Here is a 21,341-nt window from a genome sequence, read left to right on the forward strand (position 1 = left end):
GGCCCGACGATGTCGGAGCGTCCGAGCGTCCAATATCAGCGGTTCACCATCAGGGGCACCGTGTCCATGGTCACCGGCCTGCCGTCCTTCGGCGAAATGAAGTACGCGGTCAGCATGCCCGGTCCGGTGCGGGTGGCCTTGTAGGGGAAGACCACGTCGAAGGTCCCCCGGGTACCACTGCCGGATGTGGCCATGACCAGGACGTCCGCGGCGGTACGGCCCCTGATGTCCGTGATCTTCAGACGGAACTCCGCCTCGAACGTGTTGGCGCTGCCCCACACGCGCACGGGATTGCGCACGGTCTCCCCGATGAGGGGGGAGTCCACCAGGACGCCCGGTGCCAGGTCCTCGAAGTCGTCACGCCCCACGGGCCCGTCGAGGACGACGCCCTCGCCGCCGAAGTACTTCACCGGTTTGCCGTCGAGCTCGAACCGGACGGCCTGGATGCCCGGGAACCGGGTCACGGTGAACACGACCTGCGCGAGGCGTGCCCGCATGGAGAGGCTGCCGCCCCCGTCGTCGTAGCGGCCGTCGAGGTCCACGGTCGCGACACGGTCATGGACAGCGATCGAGTGCAGCCTGGTGCCGGACGGGATGGCGGTGGTGCGGCGGTGCCCGCGCTCGTAGCGATCCGGTCCGGCGAGCAGGGCGCGGACGGCTCCGGTGGCCGTCGCCGGCGCGGTCACCGTGCGCGGGGCGGGGGAGATGTGCTCGCCGTGCAGGAAGTACACGGCCGTGCGGATCGTCTTCCGCGTCCCTGGCGTCGTCGAACCGCCGGTCGAGGAGTCAGGAGCCGACGGTCGCGGGGCGGAGGAAGCAGGCGGCGCGGGCGTTCCCGAGGCGCCGCCCGTTGTCGCCGATGTGCCGGGTGACGTCACCGCTCCGCTCGGGGAGCGCGAGGTTGTGCCGGTGCCGTCCGGCGCACCCGGACCGCTGCTCGTACCGCACGCCGTGGCCGTGAGCAGAAGGAGCGTCAGCGCCCCGGTGAGTGCCCCGTGAGGACGACGGGTGCGCCGGTCCGGGGCTCGGGTCTTCATGGTGACCTCCAAAAGAGTCGAGGCTCCGTCAGATGCCGGGGTTCCTCGCCAGCCGACGGCGCAGCGCGACGGACGCGAGGGTGAGCAGGGCGACCGCGAAGAGCGCCAGGACACCCACCTCGCGCGCGATCGCGGTCAGGTCTCCGTCCCGGGAGAGCAGCGTCGTCCACGCGTCGACCGCCCAGGCCTGGGGGACCGCGTGCCCCGCGGTGCGCAGCCAGTCGGGCACGAGTGCCAGTGGCCACATGCAGCCGCCCAGCATGCCGAGCCCGATGCCGAGCGCCGGACCGACGGCGTTCACCTGCTCCGGCGTGCGGAACAGGGCTCCGGCCAGCACCCCGGCACCCGTTCCCACCAGCGCCCACACTATGACGAGGACCCCGGCGGCGAGCGGGTCGCCCCATGCCACGTCGAACGCGAGCGAGCCGACACCCACGATCAGCAGCGACTGCATCAGGGCGAGCAGCAGGTAGGCGACAGTCTCGCCGAGGACCAGGGTGCGGGCGGAGACCGGTGCCGCGAGGGCACGGGCGTACACCCCCGTCCTGCGTGTCTGCACGATGGCCGCACCGCCGGCGAGGGTGTTGATGAACACGAACAGCACCAGCATGGTGGGGGTGCTGTAGCTGTAACCCAGCGGCAGGAAGTCGCTGGTCCCGTTGACGGTGACCGAGCGCACGGCGATCGGGGACGCGGCCCGTTCCGCGCCGCGGGCGAGACCGAGGCTCTCGTCGAAGCCGGTTCCGGTCTCGTCGGCGGCGAAACGGGCGGCCTGCAGTCGTGCCGCGTGGTCGGCGACGACGGCCGACACGGAGGACACCGCCGCGTGCCCGGCGCTGCCGGAGGGCTCCACCAGCACCCGCACCGTGACCGAACGCCCATCCCGCACCGCCTCGTCCAGACCGGACGGCACCACGACCACCGCGTCCAGCTCGGCCCGGCGCAGCGCCGTGCGGGCGTCCGCCGCGGAGTCGTAGACACGGCTGCGCAGACCCGGCGCGTCGGCCAGATCGGACACCAACTCTCTTGCGACAGGGCCTGTTTGCGATGAGGTGACGACGCCGGTCCGGAACTGGTCGAAGCCGCTGACCGTCACCCCGATGACGACGATGATCGCGACGGGGAGCAGCACCATGAAGAACAGCGCCGTACGGTCGCGCACCGCACGTGCGATGGTGGCCCAGGTGACGGCGAGCGCGGTCATGGCGTCCTCCTCAGCCGCAGGATCAGGGCGGTCAGCGCCGCCACGGCCGCCGAGAAGGCGGCGATGCCGAGCAGCGGCGCACCGACCGCGGCCCAGCCGCGCACCCCTGTCCCCAGATCGGTGAATCCGCGCAGCGCCCAGCCGTTGGGGGTGAACAGCGTCAGGCTGCGCATCAGCGGGGTGCCCGCGGCGAACACGAAGTTGCCGCCGAGCAGGGCGAGCGCGAACACGACCACCGACGCGATCCCCTCGGCCTGCCGTTCGGTCCGGGCCAGTGCGATGACCAGGGCGGTCAGACACACCACCGCGACCGCCATGCCCGTGCTGAGGGCGGCGACCCCGGCCGGGTCCGCCCAGCGGGCACCGAAGGCCAGCCACGACACGAGCGTGACGGTGGCGAGTCCGGCGAGGCTGTAGACGAAGGTGGACAGCGACTTGCCCAGCAGCAGCGCGCCCCGGCCGACGGGTGCCGCCGCTATCCGGTCGAGCGTGCCCTGTTGCTGCTCGATGAAGTAGCCGCGCGCCCCGAAACCGACCGTGAACAGGACGAAGAACATGCCCATGCTCGGCCCGAAGTAGCTGATGACCTTCAACGGGTCGTCCGCGAGGCCCTGCGGCCGGACCTGTTCCGGCAGCCGCAACACAGCGGCTTTCGCGGCCAGTTCGGGTATGTCGGACCGGGCGGCTCCCGCCGTGACGGCCGTGGCGACCGACAGCCGGTCGGCGTTGACCTGGGCGACGTACGACTCGGTGACCGCACGGGCCAGCTGGGCCTGCAGACCGTAGTCGACGCTGTCCAGGACCGTGACGGGGCGTGCGCCGCCGCCGCGCAGCGCGGCCGTGAACCCCTCAGGGACGACGATCGCGGCATGCACCCGCCCGGCGTCCACCGCGCGCCGGGCGGCGGCCTCGTCACCGTAGGAGCGTGTGCTGACCGTGCCCTCGAGTTGCGGGCTCTTCAACACCTGGGTGAGGCCCGTGGCGGCCGGCCCCCGGTCCAGGTCCACCACGCCGATGTCGGCGCGGAACTCGGAGCTGTTGCTGAACGCGAGGGCCATCAGACCGGAGATCAGCACCGGCGCCAGGAACACGATCACCCAGGCCGACCGGTCGCGCATCCGCTGCCGCAGGTCCTTCGCCGCGATGGTGAGAACGACGCGCATGGCTCGCTCACTCCCTCAGCGCGGTGCCGGTCAGCTGGAGGAAGACCGCCTCCAGGTCGGGCTCGTCGATCTCCACGCTCCGGATGTCGAGGCCCTGTTCGTGGGCGAGGTCGAGCAGCTCCGGCAGCAGACTGCGGGCGTCCTTGACGACCAGCTCGACCACGTCGCCGCGGTCACCGCCGCGGGCCGCGCCCTCGACCCGCGCGAGCCGCCGGCACGCCTGCGCGTACCCGGTCAGGTCCCCGCCGGCCGTGAGCCGCACCCGGTCCCGTTCGGCCACCAGCGCCACCAGCTCGCGGGGCGTGCCCTCGGCGACGAGACGGCCGCGGTCGATGATCCCGACGCGGTCGCACAGGCGCTCGGCCTCCTCCATGTAGTGCGTGGTGTAGAGGACGGCCATGCCCTCCTCGCCGAACCGGGTGACGCTCTCCAGGATGGCGTGCCGGCTCTGCGGATCGACGCCGACCGTCGGCTCGTCCAGCACCAGCAACGTCGGCGAATGCACCAGCCCGGCCCCTATGTTGAGACGTCTGCGCATCCCACCGGAGAGGGAGTCGACGCGGTCACCGGCCCGGCCGGCCAGATCGATCAGCTCCAGCACCTCGTCCACCCGGCGCTCCAGTCGGCGGCGCCCCATCCGGTACAGCCGCCCGAAGAATCGGAGGTTCTCGCGGACGGTGAGGTCCGGGTAGAGCGCCACGTCCTGCGGAACGAACCCGATGAGCCGCTTGGCGCGTCCGGCGGCCGTGCCCATGGGCCGTCCCGCCACCCGCACCGTCCCGGCGTCGGGCCGCAGCAGCCCGCAGACCATCCTGATCGTGGTGGTCTTCCCGGCACCGTTCGGCCCGAGCAGCCCGTACGTCTCGCCGGGCGCGATGGTGAGCCCCACGTCGTCGACAGCGGTGCGTTCGCCGAACCGGCGGACGAGATGGGCGCATTCGAGCACCGCCTGCCCGCCCGCACCGGGCACGGGTTCCACCGGATCGCTCATGACGTCACCTCGACGGATCTGGTCCCACGGCAAAGTCCCCTCGATCTCGAGCCTGGTCCGCGCCGAGCGTCCGGGACAGGGCCCTTCCGGACCCGCCCACAGGGCCCTTCCGGGCCCATCCACAGGGCCGTTCGGCTCCCTAGTGCCCCGACGGGCAAAGAGCTTGGGGGAGTGCCGGGCGTCGCGACGGGGCGAACTGCCTGTCGGGGCACTAGGTCGTCCGAGGGCGGTTCACCGTGCGCGGGAGAGGTGCGTCTCCTCCTCGCGCGCGCCGTGCAGCCGCGGCACGGTGTGCGGACCCTACGGGCAGGCGCGCAGGCCGTCGAGCCGATCGGGGCGAGTTCCATCGCGGAGCGCGCGGGGTGGAGCTCGTGCGCCGTGGGTCCCGCGCCCCACCGGTCGGGCGGGACCCGTCGGCCGTCGGCCTACGGTGGAAGGTGATCGCCTGTCCGACAGGAGGAGAACACATGGAGATCGTCGCGTACGGCGTCCTCACCGACGAGGAGCCACTGCTGCGGGAAGCCTTCGACCGGGCATTCGCGGACCGTCACCGCCTGCGCTGTCTGAGGCTGTTCCTGGACCGCGACACCGCTCCAACCGCCGCAGGGCGCGAGATCGTCCTCAGCAGCGTCAACGACACCCTCGACGAGGAGGTGCTGCGAGTCCTGGCCGAGGGCGGCACCCGGATGATCGCCCAGCGGTCCACCGGCTACAACAACATCGACCTGACCGCTGCCGAGGAACACGGGCTCACGGTTGCCCGGGTCTCGTACTACTCGCCCTATTCGGTCGCCGAGTTCGCCTGGACCCTCGCGCTCGCCGTGAACCGCAGGATCGTGCGGGCGGCCCATCGCACCCGCGAGTTCGACTTCCGGCTGGACGGTCTGATGGGCCGTGACTTCCGGGGCCGCACGGCCGGAGTCGTGGGCACCGGAAAGATCGGCACCGCGTTCGCCCGGATCGCCCACGGCTTCGGGATGCGCCTGCTGGGCTGGGATGTCGCGGAGAACCCCGAGTGCCGGGCGCTCGGCATGGAATACGTCGGACGTGAGCGGCTGTTCGCCGAATCCGACCTGGTGAGCCTGCACGTGCCGCTGCTGCCGGACACCCACCACCTGGTGGACGCCCAAGCCCTCGCCCTGATGAAGGACGACGCGATCCTCGTCAACTCCAGCCGCGGTGGCCTCGTCGACACCGACGCCCTGCTGGCCACGCTCCGCGCGGGCCGCCTCACGGGTGTCGGTCTGGACGTCTACGAGGAGGAAGCCGGTGTGTTCTTCCTCGACAAGTCGCTGGAGGTGATGACCGACGAGCGTCTCGCCCGGCTGATGACCTTCTCCAACGTCCTGGTCACCTCGCACCAGGCCTACTTCACCCGCGACGCGGTCGGACAGATCGTCGAGACGACCACGGCCAACGTCGAGGACTACCTGGCCGGTCGCGCCGGAGACAACACGCTCGTGTTTCCCGCGGCCCGCCGCCGGTAGACGAGGTACGGGCGGGCGAGAAGACCGACCGTTCATGGCTGGGCCAGCCGCCCTGCCGCGGCTGGGGGGGCGGTCAGCTCGGACACGCGGACGGCAGCGGTGAGCGGCCGCCACCGGCGGCTCCGCACGGACGCCGTGCGATCCTTCGCGGCCGGGCCACGAACGGTAGTGCTGGTGGCCGTGCCGTCTTCGCCGCCGACGTGGTGCCGCAGGCCTCTGACCGTCTCCGGTTCACCGGGCCGCGGGACCGCGCCCCGATGTACCCATGAACATGATCAGTCCGACAATTCCGGTCACCATCAGGGCGAATCCGACGACGATCGAGCTGTAGCCGAACACCATGCAGGCGCCGACCACTGTCGCGCCGATCAGGACGAGGGGAACCATGAGTGCCTTCCTTCGCTCGGTCGGCTCCCGGTGCGTGCCGGTGCGGCGAGGTCGGCTTCGTGCTGCTCTGTGTCGCCGCCCGGTGCGGGAGCCGGGGTGTTCATCGTCAGCGTCCGCCAGGAACGCACCGGCTCACAGGGGCTGAACGGGCCGGTCCGGGGCCGAGTGGCCTCTGAATGACCCGTGGCTTTCCTCGGACCGGGGTCGGATTTCCCGGGCCGGGGCTCCTGGAGCGGGTGAGCCGGGCGGCACCATGGGCCGAACGGTCCCCACCGGCGCCGAACCACCTCTGTCGCCACCCGGCTGAGGATGCGAGGGTGAAGGTGAAGGCGTCTTGCTGCACGATCTCCGCAGCCCGACGGAAGGCGGTGGCAATGATGGAACTGCCCCTGGTCGTAGGCGTCGACGGATCCGACGGAAGCCTGGCCGCGGTCGACTGGGCGGTGGACGAGGCCGCCCGGCACGGTCTGCCGCTGAGGGTGGTGTACGCCTCGCTGTGGGACCGCTACGAAGGTGTCGCGTGGCCCGGCAGCCCGAAGCGGCCCTCCGAGCGGGTGCTGGCCGAGCACATCGTCGCATCCGCGGCCGAGCGGGCCCACAAGCGCGACCCGAATGTGAAGGTGTCCACCGAGATCCTGCCCCAGGAAGCGGCGTCCGCCCTGGTGAGCGAGGGCGCCAACGCTTCCCTCCTGGTGACGGGCTCACGGGGCCGCGGCGAGCTGAAGGGACTGCTCCTCGGCTCGGTCGGACTGGCCGTGGCCGCCCGCGCCCACTGCCCGGTGGTCGTGGTCCGCGGCGACAAGGCAGGCCTGACCGGGCTCCACGAACGGATCCTGCTCGGTGCCGGGGAACCCGCGACGACCGGGGAGGCGGCGCGGTTCGCCTTCCGCGAGGCCGGGGTACGCGGGTGCGTCCTCGATGTCGTACGGGCATGGCGACGGCCCGCGCACGAGACCGCCGACCACCCGCTGCTCACCGGAGAACCGGCGCACCGCCACGAGGACCAGGCATCCGCGCTGCTGGACGCGCTGCTCGAGGAACCGACGGCGGACCACCCGGATGTGCGGGTGCGCCGCGCCACGATCGAGGGACCGGCCCGCAAGGTGCTGCTGCACCGCTCGGCCGCCGCGGACCTCCTGATCATCGGAAACCATCGCCGGCACGGCCACTTCGGCCTCCAGCTGGGCCGAGTGGCGCACACACTGCTGCACCACGCCGAGTGTCCCGTCGCGGTCGTACCGCAGCGGGTGTGAGCGCCCAGCGCCGGGCCACTCGCGGGTGGACCGCACCCACCGCCCCGACCCCTTTGCTGAAGGAGCCCCCATGGCCCCGATCACCGGCCGCCCGCTCCACGTCACCGCCCCGGTCCACGTCACCGCCCCGGTCCCCGGCGGAGCGCTCGAGACGGGTGCGCCGAGGTGACCGGCTGGACCTGGGAGTACGACGGCTACGACCCGGCCGACGAGCGCCTGAGGGAGGCACTGTGCACCCTCGGCAACGGCTACGTCGCCACCCGCGGCGCGCTTCCCGAATGCGCCGCGGACGACGTGCACTATCCCGGCACGTACGCCGCGGGCTGTTACGACCGGCTCACCTCCGGCGTCGCGGGCCGCCGGGTCGAGAACGAGGACATGGTCAACCTGCCCAATTGGCTGCCTGTGCGCTACCGACTCCACGGCAGCGGGGACTGGCTCACCCCGGACAAGGCGACCGTGCTCGAGCACCGCCAGGTCCTGCACCTCGCCTCCGCGCTGCTGGAGCGCCGCACGCGCTACGACCTCGGCGAGGGCCGCCTCCTGTCCGTGCGGCAGCAGCGCATCGCCCACATGGCCGACCCCCATCTCGCCGCCCTGCGCACCGAGTTCACCGTGGAAGGGCCGACCTGCGAACTCGAGGTCGAGGCGGCCCTCGACGGAGGCGTCACCAACGCCGGCGTACCGCGCTACCGCGACCTCGACGGCCGTCACCTCACCCATGTGCACACCGGTGAGGCCGCCTCCGACACCGTGTGGCTGCGCTGCCGCACCCGTACCTCCGACATCCGCGTCGGCCTGGCGGCCCGGCTCACCGCCGACGCGCCCCTGTCCACCGGGCACACACCGCCCCGCGTCACCCAGCGGACGCTGCTCCGCCTGACACCCGGCCGAACCGCCACCGTCGACAAGACCGTCGTCCTGCACACCTCACGCGACCCCGCCATCAGCGACCCACTGCGCGCCGCGATCGACCGGGTGCAGGACGCGCCCGGCTTCGACGAACTGCTCGAACGTCACCTCACAGCCTGGGACCAGCTCTGGCGCCGCGCCGACCTGGACGTCCGCGGCGAGGCGGGCGGCATCCTGCGGCTGCACCTCTTCCACGTGCTGCAGACGCTGTCGCCGCACACCGCGGACCTCGACGTCGGAGTACCCGCCAGGGGGCTGCACGGCGAGGCCTACCGCGGGCACGTCTTCTGGGACGAACTGTTCGTACTGCCCTACCTGAACCTGCACTTCCCCGAGGTCTCCCGCGCCCTGCTCCGCTACCGCCACCGACGCCTGGACCGGGCCTGCGCCACGGCCCGCGCGGTCGGCCGACGCGGTGCGCTGTATCCGTGGCAGTCCGGCAGCGACGGACGCGAGGAGACCCAGCTCCTGCACCTCAACCCGCGTTCCGGGCGCTGGCTGCCCGACCACTCCCGGCTGCAGCACCACGTCGGCACGGCCGTGGCCTACAACGTGTGGCAGTACTGCGAGGCGAGCGGGGACGCGGAGTTCCTGCACACCAAGGGCGCCGAGATGATGCTGCAGATCGCTCGCTTCTGGGCGGACTCGGCCGACTACGACGAGCACCTCGGGCGGCACCGCATCCGCGGGGTGGTCGGCCCCGACGAGTACCACGAGGGCTACCCCGGGGCGCCGCGGCCGGGCCTCGACGACAACACGTACACCAACGTCACCGCCGCCTGGGTGCTGGCCCGCACCCTCGAACTGTTCGACGCGCTTCCCGAACCGCGCCGCCGGGAACTCGTCGAACGCACCGGTCTCGACGGAGGCGAACTCGAGCAGTGGCAGGACGTCTCGCGCAGCCTCCACGTGCCCTTCCACGACGACGTCATCAGCCAGTTCGAGGGCTACGGCGAACTCGCCGAACTCGACTGGGCCGGGTACCGCAAGCGGTACGGCGACATCCGGCGCCTGGACCGGATCCTGGAGGCCGAGGGCGACACCGTCAACCGCTACAAGGCGTCCAAACAGGCCGACGTCCTGATGCTCGGATACCTCTTCTCACCGGCTGAACTCCGTGACCTCTTCCGCCGCCTGGGCCACCGCCTCGACGAGTCCATCTGGCAGCGCACCGTCGACTACTACCTGGCCCGCACCAGCCACGGCTCCACCCTCAGCGGACTGGTCCACGGCTGGGTCCTCGCCCGCGCCCGGCGTGCGGAGGCGTGGACGTTCTGCCAGGAGGCGCTGCGGGGCGACATCGCCGATCTGCAGGGCGGTACCACGGGCGAGGGCATCCACCTGGGCGCCATGGCCGGCACCCTCGACCTCGTCCAGCGCGGCCTGACCGGACTGGAGACCCGCCACGGAGCGCTGTGGCTGGACCCCGTGCCGCTCCCCGAGCTGTCCTCGTACCACTTCGCCATCCGCTACCGGGGCCACTGGGGGGTGCGGCTGCGGCTGGAGCGCGGGCTGCTGGAGATCGCGGTGCCGTCGTCCGACCGGTTGCCGATCGACGTACGCCTGCCCGACCGGGCCGTGTCCGTCGGGCCGGGGGAGCGGTGCCGGCTGATGCTCGCGGACTGACCTGCCGTACCGCCGGATCGCGGCCACGGAAGCGGCGGCGGCCCTGGCGAGTGATGACATCGCCCGTCTCGTTTCTGGGTCGACGTGGTTACTATGTCCTCCTTGCCTGCCCGGGAGGGTGCGCAGGCTGGTCGTCCACGGGCGAGGGCCAGTGCGTGTGGATGAGGAAGTCGGCGCTGCCGGACAGCGTGGTGAGCCGGGGTGTGTCCTTGCCGGGGTGTGTCCTCGTCCTCGATGCGGACGCGGACCGTTCGCTGAACCGCCGATGTTTCGAGCCGGGTGCCGCCCGGTTCTTGCGGGCCCGAATTGCAGGGTGCGCGGTCTCGCTCCCTGCCGATCGCGGGACTTACGGGCCTGTCGCCGCGGATACCGGGCCTGTCGGCCCATGCGGCGGCCCGGCGCGCGTGGCACGTTGGATACAGCACCATCTGAGGAGAGGGCGACGATCATGCGAGCTCACCTCGGCGACCAACTCATCATCGAAAGCCCGACGACCGGTGCTGCCAGGCGCGACGGCGAGATCGTCGGACTTCACCATGAGGACGGAACACCGCCCTACGACGTGCGCTGGTCGGACACGGACGAAGTGACGCTCGTGTTCCCCGGACCCGATGCGCACATCCGCCATCTCGGGCACGAACGGTTCCGGACCGAGCCCGGGTCTTCCCAGCCGGACAGCGCTGCGGCAAAGGCGCCCGTGGCCGCCCCGCCGGGGACACGCAACCCCGGAGACATCGGCCGGCGCGTGGCCGCCGAACGACACAGGCAGGGGACGAGCCGGGAGGAAACAGCCCGCCGCGCCCGCATGTCGCCCGACTACCTGGCCTACCTCGAAGAACAGCCCGCCGACCCGACTGCGGCCACCCTCATCAGGCTCGCCGACGCGCTGGGCACCACCGCCGCCGCTCTGCGCGGCGGAGGCATCGATCTGCCACCCGGCCGGGGTCACGCACTGCTGCATCCTCAGCTGCGGGACCTCGGCCCGGAGGAATGCCGTGCCCTGCTGTCCACACATGGTGTGGGGCGCGTCGCGGTGTCGGAGCCCGACGGACGCCCGGCGGTCGTCCCGGTCAACTACGAGGTCATCGATGACTCGATCGTCTTCCGGACCGCGCCCGACTCCCTGCCCGCGGCGGCCGTCGGAACGGAAGTCGCCTTCGAAGTCGATCATGTCGACGACGTCCTGAGCCAGGGCTGGAGCGTGCTGGCCACCGGCCCCGCGGGCGTTGTCACAGAGCCCGACGTCGTGCGACAGCTCAGCCGGCGCGTCCATACCACTCCATGGGCGGGCGGTGAACGCGAGATGTGGGTGGCGATCCGGCCCACGCGGATCACCGGCCGCCGTATCACTCCGGCCGATCAGTAAGGCCGATCGGCACATCAAACGGTGTGGACAGGGGTTTCCGGTCATGGCCGGGCAGGAAGGCGGTGGTGACCATGGAACTCCCGCTGGTGGTGGGTGTCGACGGATCGGATTCCAGTCTGCAGGCCGTGGACTGGGCGGTGGACGAGGCGGCGCGCCTCGGGTTGCCCTTGCGGCTCGTCCACGCCTCCCTGTGGGAGCGCGCTACGAGGGACGCCGCTCGTCCTTGAGCACCGCCCGTCCGGCCGAAGAGATCCTGTGTGGCGCATCACGTCGCCGATCGTGGTGGTGGAAGGCGCTCGGAGCGGGGAGCGGTTGACGAGGCGGACGATGACCTGACCGGCCGCCGTGCCGTCCGCCGCGAGGACTGGGAAGGCGGAGCGGCTGGACACCCCGCGCCACCTCCAGGCACTGGGCCGCCAGGCCCCCAGCCGGTTCTCTGCATCGCGCGGCCACCGCCCCCGGGGCGTGCCGGCGGCGTGGGCTACGGCGCCGCGCCCCGCACTACCGCAGGAACTCCTGCACCTTCGCCTTGAGCCCCCGCTTCACCACGGCCCCACGCTCGGAGTCGCCCTTCAGAAGCGACGCCGCGGTGGACTCCATCTGTTCCCACGTGGCGTGCGGCGGGACCGGCGGTACGGCCGGGTCCGTGAGGAACTCGATCACCGCGGGCCCGTCGGCCTCCAGCCCGGCCCGCCAGCCCGACTCCACGTCCTCCGGTTTCTCCACCCGGACCCCGGTCAGCCCGAGCGAGCGCGCGAAGGCCGCGTACTGCACGTCCGGCAGCTGCTGCGAGGGCAGGAACGACGGTGCGCCGCCCATGGCCCGCAGTTCCCACGTCACCTGGTTCAGGTCATGGTTGTTCCACACCCCGACCACCAGCCGCGGGTCCTCCCAGCGGTCCCGGTACTTGGCCGCAGTGATCAGCTCCGCCAGCCCGTTCATCTGCATCGCCCCGTCCCCGACCAGCGCGATCACGGGCCGGTCCGGATGGGCGAACTTCGCACCGATCGCGTAGGGCACCCCGCAGCCCATCGTGGCCAGCGTTCCCGACAGCGAACCGCGCATCCGGCCCCGCATGGTCAGATGCCGCGCGTACCAGTTCGCGGTCGAACCGGAGTCGGACGTGATGATCGCGTCGTCCGGCAGCAGCGGATCCAGGGCATGTGCCACGTACTCCGGGTTGACGGGGTCCGCGGACAGCTCCGCCCGGCCCTTCATCACCTCGCGCCACCGCGCCACGTTCGCGCACACCGTGTCGTACCACTCGCGCCCGCGGTCCCCGTCGATGAGCGGGATCAGCCGTTCGAGGGTCGCCCTGGCGTCACCGACGACGTTCACCTCGTACGGGTAGCGCATCCCGACCATGTGCGGATCGATGTCGATCTGCACGGCCCGCGCCTTGCCGAACTCCGGCAGGAACTGCGAGTACGGGAACGAGGAGCCGATGGTCAGCAGCGTGTCGCAGTCGCGCATCAGCTCGTACGACGGACGGGTACCGAGCAGGCCGATCGCCCCGGTGACGTACGGCAGCTCGTCACTGAGGACGTCCTTGCCCAGCAGCGCCTTCGCGACCCCCGCCCCCAGCAGCTCGGCGATCCGCTCCACCTCGGCCCGTGCGCCCGCCGCACCCTGCCCGGCCAGGATGGCGACCTTGTCGCCGGCGTTGAGCACCTCGGCCGCCCGCTCCAGCGCCTCCTGCGACGGGATCGAGGTCCACCCGCTGCGGTCCAGGCTGGAGGGCACCATCTTGAACTCGTGCGGCGGCGGCGAATAGTCCAGCTCCTGTACGTCGCCGGGAATGATCACGGCCGTCGGGGCGCGGCGCGCGTACGCCGTGCGGATCGCCCGGTCGAGCACGTTCGGCAGCTGCTCGGGCACCGTCACCGTCTCCACGAAGTCGGACGCGACGTCCTTGAAGAGCGTGTGCAGATCGACTTCCTGCTGGTACGAGCCGCCCATCGCGCTGCGGTGCGTCTGCCCCACGATCGCCAGGACAGGCACATGGTCCAGCTTGGCGTCGTACAGACCGTTCAGCAGATGGATCGCCCCCGGTCCGGAGGTCGCAGCGCACACACCGAGGCGACCCGAGAACTTGGCGTAACCGACCGCCTGGAACGCGGACATCTCCTCGTGCCGTGACTGGATGAACCGTGGATGGTCGTCGGCCCGGCCCCAGGCGGCGAGCAGCCCGTTGATGCCGTCCCCGGGATAGCCGAAGACCTGCTCGACGTCCCACTGCCGCAGCCGCTCCAGAACATGGTCAGCGACCTTTTCACTCATTTCGGGACCTCCCGGTTCCAAAGGGCGTTCCAGGCCGAGTCACCACGGGAGGGCACCCGAAAACCTGAGCAAGTGTTTGCGCCGCATGAGCTGGGGCAGGCGACACCCAGTGCTTCGGAACGGAGGCACGTCCGTGGGAGCGGTGTATGCCGTGGCCCGGACTGTGCCGGAGTCTGTTGAAGGTGCTGTACCGGAGTCCCGTCCCCGTAGAGGGACCGCTCTCCCGCGGTGACCGTCCAACCCAAGGCACTTCTAGGGAGTTGCGACGCACCATGCGAACCCAGGCGACCCTGAAGCAGCATCCGCACGACGACGCCCCCGACACCGCCGAAGACTTCCGCCGACTGGCGACCCTGCCCCCCGGTCCCCAGCGCGACACGCTGCGTGACCAGATCGTCGAGGCATGGCTCCCCATGGCGGAACGACTGGCCGGACGCTTCCGCAGCCGTGGCGAGTCCTTCGAGGACCTGCGCCAGGTCGCGGCACTCGGCCTGGTCAAGGCCGTCGACCGGTACGACCCCGACCGCGGCAACGCCTTCGAGAGCTACGCGGTCCCGACCGTCACCGGTGAGATCAAGCGGCACTTCCGCGACCACATGTGGACCTTGCACGTCCCCCGACGAGTCCAGGACCTGCGCAACCGGGTCCGCTTCGCCTGTCAGGACCTGTCCCAGACCATCTCGGGCCGCAGGCCCACCGTCGCCGAGATCGCCCAGCACGCCCACATGAGCGAGGACGACGTCCGGATCGGGCTGGAGGCACTGGAGAGCTTCACCGCGCTCTCCCTCGACGCCGAGCTCCCGGGCAGCGAGGACGGCTACTCGCTCAGCGACGCACTCGGCACCACGGACCCCGCCCTCGACGTCGTCGTCGACCGCGAGGCCGTGAAGCCCCGCCTCGCCGCACTCCCCGAGCGCGAGCGGGCCATCCTCTACATGCGCTTCTTCGGGGACATGACGCAGAGCCGGATCGCCGAGCAGCTGGGCATCTCCCAGATGCACGTCTCCCGGCTGATCACCCGCTGCTGCGACCGACTGCGCGAGCAGGTGCTGTCGGACGCCGCCTGATGTCCGTCGGGGCGCGGAGGCAGCTCTCCCGGCCCTCCGCGCCCTGCCGGTCAGCCCTCACCACCCCGCCGGCCCGCCGTCCGCGCCCTGCCGGTCAGCCCTCACCACCCCGCCGGCCCGCCGTCCGCGCCCTGCCGGTCAGCCCTCACCACCCCGCCGGCCCGCCGTCCGCGCCCTGCCGGTCAGCCCTCACCACCCCGCCGGCCCGCCGTCCGCGCCCGGTCGGCCTGCCCTCCTCGCCCGGTCGGCCTGCCCTCCTCGCAGTGCCGACCGCAGTGGCGGCTTATGGCAACCGGCTTAGTACCAGGGCGATGTGACGGGACATCATGTCCATCGCCTGCGCTTCGGACATCGAGAAGGCCAGCCTGGCACCGGTACGGAACAACGTGAGAACACCCTGGACCGGACCGTCCCCGGTGATCAGCGGCACGCACAGCAATGACGTCACATCGGCCCTGACGAGGACAGGAGCGCCGGAGGCATCCTGACCGAAACCGTCCGGGTCGTCCGGGCGCACCTGAAGCGCGGTCGACCCCCCGCGAGCCGCCTCCACCACGAGGGGCGCCGCAGTCGGGTCCTGCTTCGCCAGCGCCGCGGCCTCCTCCTCCGAGGGGCCGAGGACGACCGTACGGGTGGGGCGCGCGGCCCTGTCGTCGGCCACCACCCAGTCCGCGAACCGGCCGTGCAGCACCCCCGCCACCCGCCGGAGCACATCGGAACGGTCGCCCAGGGGGACGGAGAGCAGCGCCGTGGTCATCGCGTCCAGCACCTCCATCAGCCCCGCGTGCCGGGTCGCCTCGGTCAGGTCCGGGACCTGGGTCGGGCCGATCTCCGCCGTGGGCACGCGGGTACCGGCGGGCTGCAGCACTGTCAGGACCGCGGTGCGCGGCTCGCCGCTGGGCCGCAGCCCGGTCAGCGTGGCGTTCACCGGCACGTCCGGACGCTGCTGCAGGTGCACGACGAGGCTGCGGTCGCCCTCGCCCCGCGCCACCGCCGCCACCTGGGAGCGGAACGCCGCGCGGTCGGAGTGGGCCAGAAGACCCGTGAGCGGACGGCCCGTGGCGTAACCGGCGCGGACGCCGGTGAAACGGGTTGCCGCGAAGTTCAGCCGTCGTACCACCGTCTCGCGGTCCACCAGTGCCAGCGGCATCGGCAGCCGCTGGAAGATGGCCCTGAGCAGCTGCTGCTCCAGCCGGTCCGCAGGGGCCGCGGCGGGCGCCGACAGCCGTTCGTACCAGGGCCACAGCTGATCGGCCACATGGTCGAGCTCGAAGATCGCCGCGTCGAGAACGGTCTGGAGATCCCCGGTCGGCACCGACCGGGCCGACTTGAGTTCCGCGACGCGGCGTACGAAGTCCGCGAGTTCTTCACCGAATTCCTCCGCGTGCGCCATGGGACGAACGTATCCCGTAGCGGGCGATCGTGGGGTGCGGGAGGCCAACCTGCCGATTGGTTCAATCTGACCGTTTTGCCGGGCTCCCATCGGGCACGCGCAGAGAGGAGCGGGAGGCAGGAGGATGGACCAGAAGGCACCAGCAGTTTCAGGAGGGCGGGGGAAGATGCCGGAAACCGATCAGCTGGACCAGCTGGGGACGGAATCCCCCGAGTCGGCCCTGCCCGGACGCAGGCTCGCCGAGCTCGCCGAGCAGGCGATGCGCTGCACCGTGGAGGCGTGCGGCGCCGCCGCCACCGTCACCGACTCGGGCCCGGAGCGCCCGGCCGCGGTGACCCATCCCGACCTGGCCAGGCTCGTCTCCGTCCAGCTCCGCTCCGGACAGGGACCCATTTCGGATGCCGCCGCCGAAGGACGGACCGTCGACGTGACGGACCTCCTGCGGGACGAGCGCTGGCCGCAGTACCGGGCCATGGCCCTCGACGCCGGCGTACGCTCCAGCGTCACGTTGCCGTTCCGACGCTCCGGGCTCACGGTGACGCTGAGCCTTTTCAGCTTCCGCCCCGGCGCACTGCGGAACGCACCGCACGGCCCGGTCCGCGCACTGGGCAACCTCGCCGCGACCTGCCTGGCCCGCGACCGCTCGTACCGCGCGGCCCTCACCGAGCTGGACCAGCTCGGCAACGCCCTGCGCTCCCGCCCGATCGTCGACCAGGCCTGCGGCATCGTCATGCACGTCCTCGGCTGCGACGCGGATTCCGCCTTCGCGGTGCTGCGCCGGGTCTCCCAGGGCACCAACCGCAAACTCTCCGAGGTCGCGGCGGGTCTGGTGGAGGCACGGGGGCGGGGTCTGGAGAAGGAGCTGCTGTCACTGGGCAACATGGCGAACTGAGACCGGGGGGCCGAGAGCGGGCCGCGCGTCGCACGGATGCGCCGGGGTGGCCGGTGCGGCGCGTGGCTCTCGCCTTGCGCAGGGGCGGGACTGTCGCTGGTGGCAGGGGCTCGTCGAGGCCGAGGACTGTCGGGGCCGGGGGTGGTCGGCGCCGTTGCTTGTCAGGGCTGGCGCTTTGTGGGGGCTGGGGCTTGTGTGTGGCGTTGAGGTCGGAGGCGCAGGAACCCTCGAAGGAACCCACTGGAGCGCCCCCGTCGGCGCCCGGCGTCACCCACCCGGCCCCCCGCGTAGCGCGAATGGTGTCCGGCCACGGGCGGCGCGCGCGATGCCGGGCTCTGATGGGGACGGGCACGACCGTCGTGTCCGTCCCCTCGGTCGAAGGAGCTCCACATGCGCCGCACCGCCCGTGTCCTGTCCGTCACTGCCCTGACCTGCGCTGCCGTGGGCACGCTCGCACCGGGCGCGAGCGCCACACCTGCGCAACCCTTGGATGCCGCCCACGCCTCGTGGCCGGCGGCTGCCGACCGTACGGCTGCACACACGGACGCGGAAGCGGACGCGGACATGAACCGGGGCGGAGAGGGCGGCTCCGGCTCCGGACCGGACTCCGGGCCCGGTAGAGAGAACTCAGGCCGGGACTGGAGCCAGGGCCGCGGCGAGGCGGGCGCGGGTTCGGGTTCGGGTCGTGGCGAGGCGGGTTCGGGTTGGCATCAGGGTCGTGGTGAGGCGGGGGCTGCCTCGGGTTCTGGTCGTGGTGAGGCCGGCGCGGGTTCGGGTTCGGGTCGTGGTGAGGCGGGTTCGGGTTGGCATCAGGGTCGTGGTGAGGCGGGGGCTGCCTCGGGTTCTGGTCGTGGTGAGGCGGGGGCTGCCTCGGGTTCTGGTCGTGGTGAGGCGGGGGCTGCCTCCGGCTCCGGTCGTGGTGAGGCCGGGGCCGCTTCGGGTTCCGGTCATGGTGGGTCGGAGGCCGCTTCGGGTGCGGGTCGTGGTGGAGCGGGTAAGGAGTCCGGCTTCGGTAACGGTGACGCGGGTGTCAGTGGCGCGGAGGGCGCCGGTCGTGGTGGAGCGGGTAAGGAGTCCGGCTTCGGTAACGGTGACGCGGGTGTCAGTGGCGCGGAGGGCGCCGGTCGTGGTGGAGCGGGCAAGGAGTCCGGCTTCGGTAACGGTGACGCGGGTGTCAGTGGCGCGGAGGGCGCCGGTCGTGGTGGAGCGGGCAAGGAGTCCGGCTTCGGTAACGGTGACGCGGGTGTCAGTGGCGCGGAGGGCGCCGGTCGTGGTGGAGCGGGCAAGGAGTCCGGCTTCGGGCACGGCGACGCCGGTGTCAGTGGCGCGGAAGGCGCGGACGCCGGCGGCGACGGCCGTCCCGCCGCACCCGTCCTCGGCACCGTCCAGCGTGGTGTCAACGCCGGCGTAGGCGGTGCCTTCGGCGACTCCCCGGCCACCACGATCGCCGGCGGAATCCTGGTCGCCGGCGCACTGGCCGCCGCCGCGCACCGCACCGCCGGGCACCGCCTCCGCCGCCGCGACACCCAGGGCTGACCCCGGTCAACCTCCCGGTATGGGTCGGCCCGGCGTCTCGACAGAGGAACGTGAGAGGCGTGACACGCCCCGCCAGGGTGGAAACGGCCGAAGGGGGCACTGGGTACGCAGAGCCCAGGGAGGTCAACGCGGTGCCGATGAACAGGCCGACAGGCCGGGCAGTGGAGGAAGGGATGCGGCGGACGGACGCGGAGGGGCACGGGCCCGTTCGCTACGGGCCGCCGCTGCCCGGCCAGGGCCTGCCCGTGCTGCCGGACCTGGCCGCCGTCGTGGCCGCCGTCGCCGGCCTCGGCCGGGCGGAGCCCGCCGGCGGCGGCCCCGCACTGCTCGACGCGGCCTGCGGCTACTGGTCCCGGCGCGGGCTGCCCGCCAGGCCGGAACTGACCGCCGCGGCACCCGGTGGCACCGCCCTGCTGCTGGCTCTGACCGCCGCGGTCGGCGGCGATGTGCTGGTGCCCCGCCCCTGCGCGGCCTGGTGGGAGCCGCACGCCCGGCTCCTGCACAGCCCCGTCTTCCACGTGCCGACGCCCGCCGAGTGCGGCGGCGTCCCAGACCCGTACGCCTTCCTGGAAACCGTCCGAAGGGTGCGTGACGAGGGTGGCGATCCGCGGCTGCTCTTCCTTTCCGTCGCCGACGACCCCACCGCCACCGTGGCCCCGCCCGAAGTGCTGCACGAGACCATGGAGGCCGCCGAGGCCGAGGGCCTGCACCTGGTCAGCGACGAGACCTGGCGCGACACGGTGCACCCACCCAAGGACACCGTGCTGGTCAGCCCGGCCGAGATGATGCCCGACCGGGTCACCGTCATCGCCGACCTGGCGGGCGCCCTCCTGCCGGAGGGCTGGCCCGCCGCCGTCGCCCGCTTCCCGGACACCGCCTGGGGAGCGGGGCTGCGGGCCCGGGTCCTCGACGTGCTCACCGCGCTCGGCGCGCACATCGCGGCGCCGCTCGCCGCTGCGGCCGCGTACACCCTCGACGAGCCGCCCCCCGTCACGGCGCGCCGCGCGGCCGCCGTAAGGCTGCACGCGCACGTGGCCGACGCCGCGTACCACGCGGTGGTCGCGGCCGGGGCGCTGGCCCGGCCGCCGCAAGTCGGGCGCCATCTGTACGCGGACCTCGACCCGCTGCGCCCCGCGCTCACCGCGCACGGCGTCGGCGACGCCCAGGAACTGGAGGACTTCCTCAGCGCCCGGCTGGGCATGCCCGCGCCCGGCGGACACCGTTTCGGCGAAGGCGTCGACGCCCTGAGTGTGCGGCTGTCCACCGGACCGCTGCTCGGTGCCACGGACGAGGAGCGGCTGGCCGCCCTCAGCTCGCCCGAGCCTCTCCAAGTGCCGCACGTGAAGCACGCGTTGGCCGCCTTCGGAGCAGTATTCGACGATCTCCGCGACGACGCTCAGCGACGGGAGTCTCCTCGATGACGCATCAGCCCGAGTCGACCACCACCCAGGACTCCGGCGAGTCGTCTCCAGGCGCGGGCCCGGTCAGTACCGGCGATGCCGGGTCCGCGACGCCCCCCGGCGGTGCCGGGTCCGCGACGCCCCGCCCCCTCGGTGAGCCGCGCATGTGGCCCCGTTCCTTCACCGACCGGCTGACCGCGCCGCTGCCGGGGCTGCGCGGGTTCGCGCGGTTCGCCCGCGAAGGCGCCGTACGACCGGGACCGGAAGGCCTCGTCGACATCCCCCGGCTGCCGTACGAGCCGGGGCCGCTGCCGCGCGTGGACGCCCGCACGGTCGCGGTCACCTGGGTCGGCCATGCGACCTGGGTGGTCCGGATCGGCGGACTCCTCGTGCTCACCGACCCGGTCTGGTCCCGCAGGATCCTCGGCACCCCGGCCCGGATCACTCCCGCCGGGGTGACCTGGAGCGCGCTGCCCCGCGTGGACGCGGTCGTCATCAGCCACAACCACTACGACCACCTGGACGCCCCGACACTGCGTCAACTTTCGCGAGACACACCGGTGTTCGTCCCGGCCGGACTCGGACGTTGGTTCCGGCGGCGGCGGTTCACCGTGGTGACCGAGCTCGACTGGTGGGAAGGGGCCGAACTGGACGGTGTCCGCTTCGACTTCGTGCCCGCGCACCACTGGTCCAAGCGCACCCTCACCGACACCTGCCGCACGCTGTGGGGCGGCTGGGTAATGACCGATCCCGACGGGCAGCGCGTCTACTTCGCGGGCGACACGGGATACGGCCGCTGGTTCGAGCAGATCGGCCGCCGCTACCCGGGCATCGATCTGGCCCTGCTGCCGATCGGCGCGTACGACCCGCGCTGGTGGCTGAGCGACGTCCACTGCGACCCGGAGGAGGCGGTCCGCGCGGCGCAGGACGTGGGCGCCCGCCGGATGGCTCCCATGCACTGGGCGACGTTCATCCTCTCGACGGAGCCGGTGATGGAACCCCTGACACGGGTGCGCAGGGCGTGGGACGCGGCGGGACTTGACCGCGCGGACCTCTGGGACCTTCCGATCGGAGCGTCGAGGGTTCTCGACCGGGATCCGTCACGTTCCGGCTGAAGTCGCGTTCCGGCTGAAGTCGCCTTCCGCCTGTGGTCGCGTTCCGCCTGTGGTCGTGTTCCGCCTGAAGTCGTGTTCCCCGGCGCTTTTCCGGACCAGGGAATTGATGGTGAGGGGAGCCGAAGGGCAGCCGGAGGGCAGCGGACGCAGGGTGGTGCCTGGTGATCTCACGGCGTGACCTGCTTGACCTTGACACAGTGACAAGGTCTTGGCTGTGTCGAGGAGGTGGTCC

At 72.1% G+C, this 21,341-nt stretch carries 17 protein-coding genes and 1 pseudogene; 10 read left to right on the plus strand and 8 right to left on the minus strand.

Features of this window, described 5'->3' with window-relative positions; all coding sequences use genetic code 11:
• Window positions 1-35: 35 nt before the first annotated feature.
• The 5 genes from EF387_RS25130 to EF387_RS25145 all read right to left on the minus strand — a co-directional run bounded on the left by EF387_RS25130 (window position 36) and on the right by EF387_RS25145 (window position 4,395).
• Window positions 36-731: a GerMN domain-containing protein gene (locus EF387_RS25130; RefSeq protein WP_238431675.1), complete on the minus strand. Its 696-nt coding sequence runs from the start codon at window positions 729-731 to the stop codon at window positions 36-38.
• A 55-nt stretch (window positions 732-786) separates the two neighbouring features.
• Complete coding sequence (locus EF387_RS48545) at window positions 787-948, minus strand: hypothetical protein (protein WP_238431676.1); 162 nt, start codon at window positions 946-948, stop codon at window positions 787-789.
• A gap of 117 nt (window positions 949-1,065) precedes the next feature.
• Window positions 1,066-2,241, minus strand: a complete 1,176-nt coding sequence (locus EF387_RS25135; RefSeq protein WP_128378892.1) for an ABC transporter permease — start codon at window positions 2,239-2,241, stop codon at window positions 1,066-1,068.
• Window positions 2,238-3,404, minus strand: a complete 1,167-nt coding sequence (locus tag EF387_RS25140; RefSeq protein WP_128378893.1) for an ABC transporter permease — start codon at window positions 3,402-3,404, stop codon at window positions 2,238-2,240. Before EF387_RS25140 ends, EF387_RS25135 begins: the two co-directional genes overlap by 4 nt.
• 7 nt (window positions 3,405-3,411) lie before the next feature.
• Entirely contained in the window at window positions 3,412-4,395 is a 984-nt protein-coding gene (locus tag EF387_RS25145) for an ABC transporter ATP-binding protein (protein WP_128378894.1), read from the minus strand.
• Window positions 4,396-4,862: 467 nt separating this feature from the next.
• Between EF387_RS25145 and EF387_RS25150 the strand changes: the two genes are divergently transcribed.
• On the plus strand, window positions 4,863-5,882 hold the full coding sequence (locus EF387_RS25150) for a 2-hydroxyacid dehydrogenase (protein ID WP_128378895.1): 1,020 nt from the start codon (window positions 4,863-4,865) through the stop codon (window positions 5,880-5,882).
• Between the two features lie 231 nt (window positions 5,883-6,113).
• On the opposite strand, the gene EF387_RS25155 is transcribed toward EF387_RS25150, so the two are convergent.
• Window positions 6,114-6,269, minus strand: a complete 156-nt coding sequence (locus tag EF387_RS25155; RefSeq protein WP_202918364.1) for a hypothetical protein — start codon at window positions 6,267-6,269, stop codon at window positions 6,114-6,116.
• A 377-nt stretch (window positions 6,270-6,646) separates the two neighbouring features.
• On the opposite strand from EF387_RS25155, the gene EF387_RS25160 reads away from it, so the two are divergent.
• The 4 genes and pseudogenes from EF387_RS25160 to EF387_RS25175 all read left to right on the plus strand — a co-directional run.
• Window positions 6,647-7,522: a universal stress protein gene (locus EF387_RS25160; RefSeq protein ID WP_128379045.1), complete on the plus strand. Its 876-nt coding sequence runs from the start codon at window positions 6,647-6,649 to the stop codon at window positions 7,520-7,522.
• 165 nt (window positions 7,523-7,687) lie between these two features.
• The gene (locus tag EF387_RS25165; RefSeq protein WP_128378896.1) at window positions 7,688-10,060 is read left to right on the plus strand and encodes a glycoside hydrolase family 65 protein; all 2,373 of its coding nucleotides are present in this window, start codon (window positions 7,688-7,690) and stop codon (window positions 10,058-10,060) included.
• 448 nt (window positions 10,061-10,508) lie between these two features.
• Entirely contained in the window at window positions 10,509-11,426 is a 918-nt protein-coding gene (locus EF387_RS25170; protein WP_128378897.1) for a pyridoxamine 5'-phosphate oxidase family protein, read from the plus strand.
• A 71-nt stretch (window positions 11,427-11,497) separates the two neighbouring features.
• Window positions 11,498-11,682: pseudogene (locus EF387_RS25175) on the plus strand (universal stress protein); the annotation flags it as partial.
• A gap of 245 nt (window positions 11,683-11,927) precedes the next feature.
• On the opposite strand, the gene EF387_RS25180 reads toward EF387_RS25175, so the two are convergent.
• Window positions 11,928-13,706, minus strand: coding sequence for a thiamine pyrophosphate-requiring protein (locus EF387_RS25180; protein WP_128378898.1), 1,779 nt, complete (start codon window positions 13,704-13,706; stop codon window positions 11,928-11,930).
• A 272-nt stretch (window positions 13,707-13,978) separates the two neighbouring features.
• Between EF387_RS25180 and EF387_RS25185 the strand changes: the two genes are divergently transcribed.
• A complete protein-coding gene (locus EF387_RS25185; protein ID WP_128378899.1) occupies window positions 13,979-14,773 on the plus strand; it encodes an RNA polymerase sigma factor SigF in 795 nt (264 codons plus the stop codon).
• A 283-nt stretch (window positions 14,774-15,056) separates the two neighbouring features.
• Here EF387_RS25185 and EF387_RS25190 read toward each other — a convergent pair whose 3' ends face one another.
• On the minus strand, window positions 15,057-16,166 hold the full coding sequence (locus EF387_RS25190; protein ID WP_128378900.1) for a PAS domain-containing protein: 1,110 nt from the start codon (window positions 16,164-16,166) through the stop codon (window positions 15,057-15,059).
• 166 nt (window positions 16,167-16,332) lie between these two features.
• Between EF387_RS25190 and EF387_RS25195 the strand changes: the two genes are divergently transcribed.
• The 4 genes from EF387_RS25195 (at window position 16,333) to EF387_RS25210 (ending at window position 21,109) form a co-directional block, all read left to right on the plus strand.
• The gene (locus tag EF387_RS25195; RefSeq protein WP_128378901.1) at window positions 16,333-17,058 is read left to right on the plus strand and encodes a GAF and ANTAR domain-containing protein; all 726 of its coding nucleotides are present in this window, start codon (window positions 16,333-16,335) and stop codon (window positions 17,056-17,058) included.
• A gap of 390 nt (window positions 17,059-17,448) precedes the next feature.
• Window positions 17,449-18,594: a hypothetical protein gene (locus tag EF387_RS25200; protein WP_128378902.1), complete on the plus strand. Its 1,146-nt coding sequence runs from the start codon at window positions 17,449-17,451 to the stop codon at window positions 18,592-18,594.
• Between the two features lie 173 nt (window positions 18,595-18,767).
• Window positions 18,768-20,015, plus strand: a complete 1,248-nt coding sequence (locus EF387_RS25205; RefSeq protein ID WP_128378903.1) for an aminotransferase class I/II-fold pyridoxal phosphate-dependent enzyme — start codon at window positions 18,768-18,770, stop codon at window positions 20,013-20,015.
• Entirely contained in the window at window positions 20,012-21,109 is a 1,098-nt protein-coding gene (locus EF387_RS25210) for an MBL fold metallo-hydrolase (protein WP_128378904.1), read from the plus strand. The genes EF387_RS25205 and EF387_RS25210 overlap by 4 nt, the downstream gene beginning before the upstream one ends.
• Window positions 21,110-21,341: the final 232 nt, after the last annotated feature.

The sequence above is a fragment of the Streptomyces cavernae genome (genome assembly GCF_004023625.1).
Classification (GTDB): Bacteria; Actinomycetota; Actinomycetes; order Streptomycetales; family Streptomycetaceae; genus Streptomyces; species Streptomyces cavernae.

Excerpts from the sequence above, each read along its gene's own strand:
- EF387_RS25160 (WP_128379045.1), top strand. The coding sequence starts at position 6,647 with ATGGAACTGCCCCTGGTCGTAGGCGTCGACGGATCCGACGGAAGCCTG.
- EF387_RS25195 (WP_128378901.1), top strand. The coding sequence starts at position 16,333 with ATGCCGGAAACCGATCAGCTGGACCAGCTGGGGACGGAATCCCCCGAG.
- EF387_RS25205 (WP_128378903.1), top strand. The coding sequence starts at position 18,768 with ATGCGGCGGACGGACGCGGAGGGGCACGGGCCCGTTCGCTACGGGCCG.
- EF387_RS25190 (WP_128378900.1), bottom strand. The coding sequence starts at position 16,166 with ATGGCGCACGCGGAGGAATTCGGTGAAGAACTCGCGGACTTCGTACGC.
- EF387_RS25170 (WP_128378897.1), top strand. The coding sequence starts at position 10,509 with ATGCGAGCTCACCTCGGCGACCAACTCATCATCGAAAGCCCGACGACC.
- EF387_RS25185 (WP_128378899.1), top strand. The coding sequence starts at position 13,979 with ATGCGAACCCAGGCGACCCTGAAGCAGCATCCGCACGACGACGCCCCC.
- EF387_RS25155 (WP_202918364.1), bottom strand. The coding sequence starts at position 6,269 with ATGGTTCCCCTCGTCCTGATCGGCGCGACAGTGGTCGGCGCCTGCATG.
- EF387_RS25145 (WP_128378894.1), bottom strand. The coding sequence starts at position 4,395 with ATGAGCGATCCGGTGGAACCCGTGCCCGGTGCGGGCGGGCAGGCGGTG.
- EF387_RS25150 (WP_128378895.1), top strand. The coding sequence starts at position 4,863 with ATGGAGATCGTCGCGTACGGCGTCCTCACCGACGAGGAGCCACTGCTG.
- EF387_RS25135 (WP_128378892.1), bottom strand. The coding sequence starts at position 2,241 with ATGACCGCGCTCGCCGTCACCTGGGCCACCATCGCACGTGCGGTGCGC.
- EF387_RS25210 (WP_128378904.1), top strand. The coding sequence starts at position 20,012 with ATGACGCATCAGCCCGAGTCGACCACCACCCAGGACTCCGGCGAGTCG.
- EF387_RS25180 (WP_128378898.1), bottom strand. The coding sequence starts at position 13,706 with ATGAGTGAAAAGGTCGCTGACCATGTTCTGGAGCGGCTGCGGCAGTGG.
- EF387_RS25200 (WP_128378902.1), top strand. The coding sequence starts at position 17,449 with ATGCGCCGCACCGCCCGTGTCCTGTCCGTCACTGCCCTGACCTGCGCT.
- EF387_RS25140 (WP_128378893.1), bottom strand. The coding sequence starts at position 3,404 with ATGCGCGTCGTTCTCACCATCGCGGCGAAGGACCTGCGGCAGCGGATG.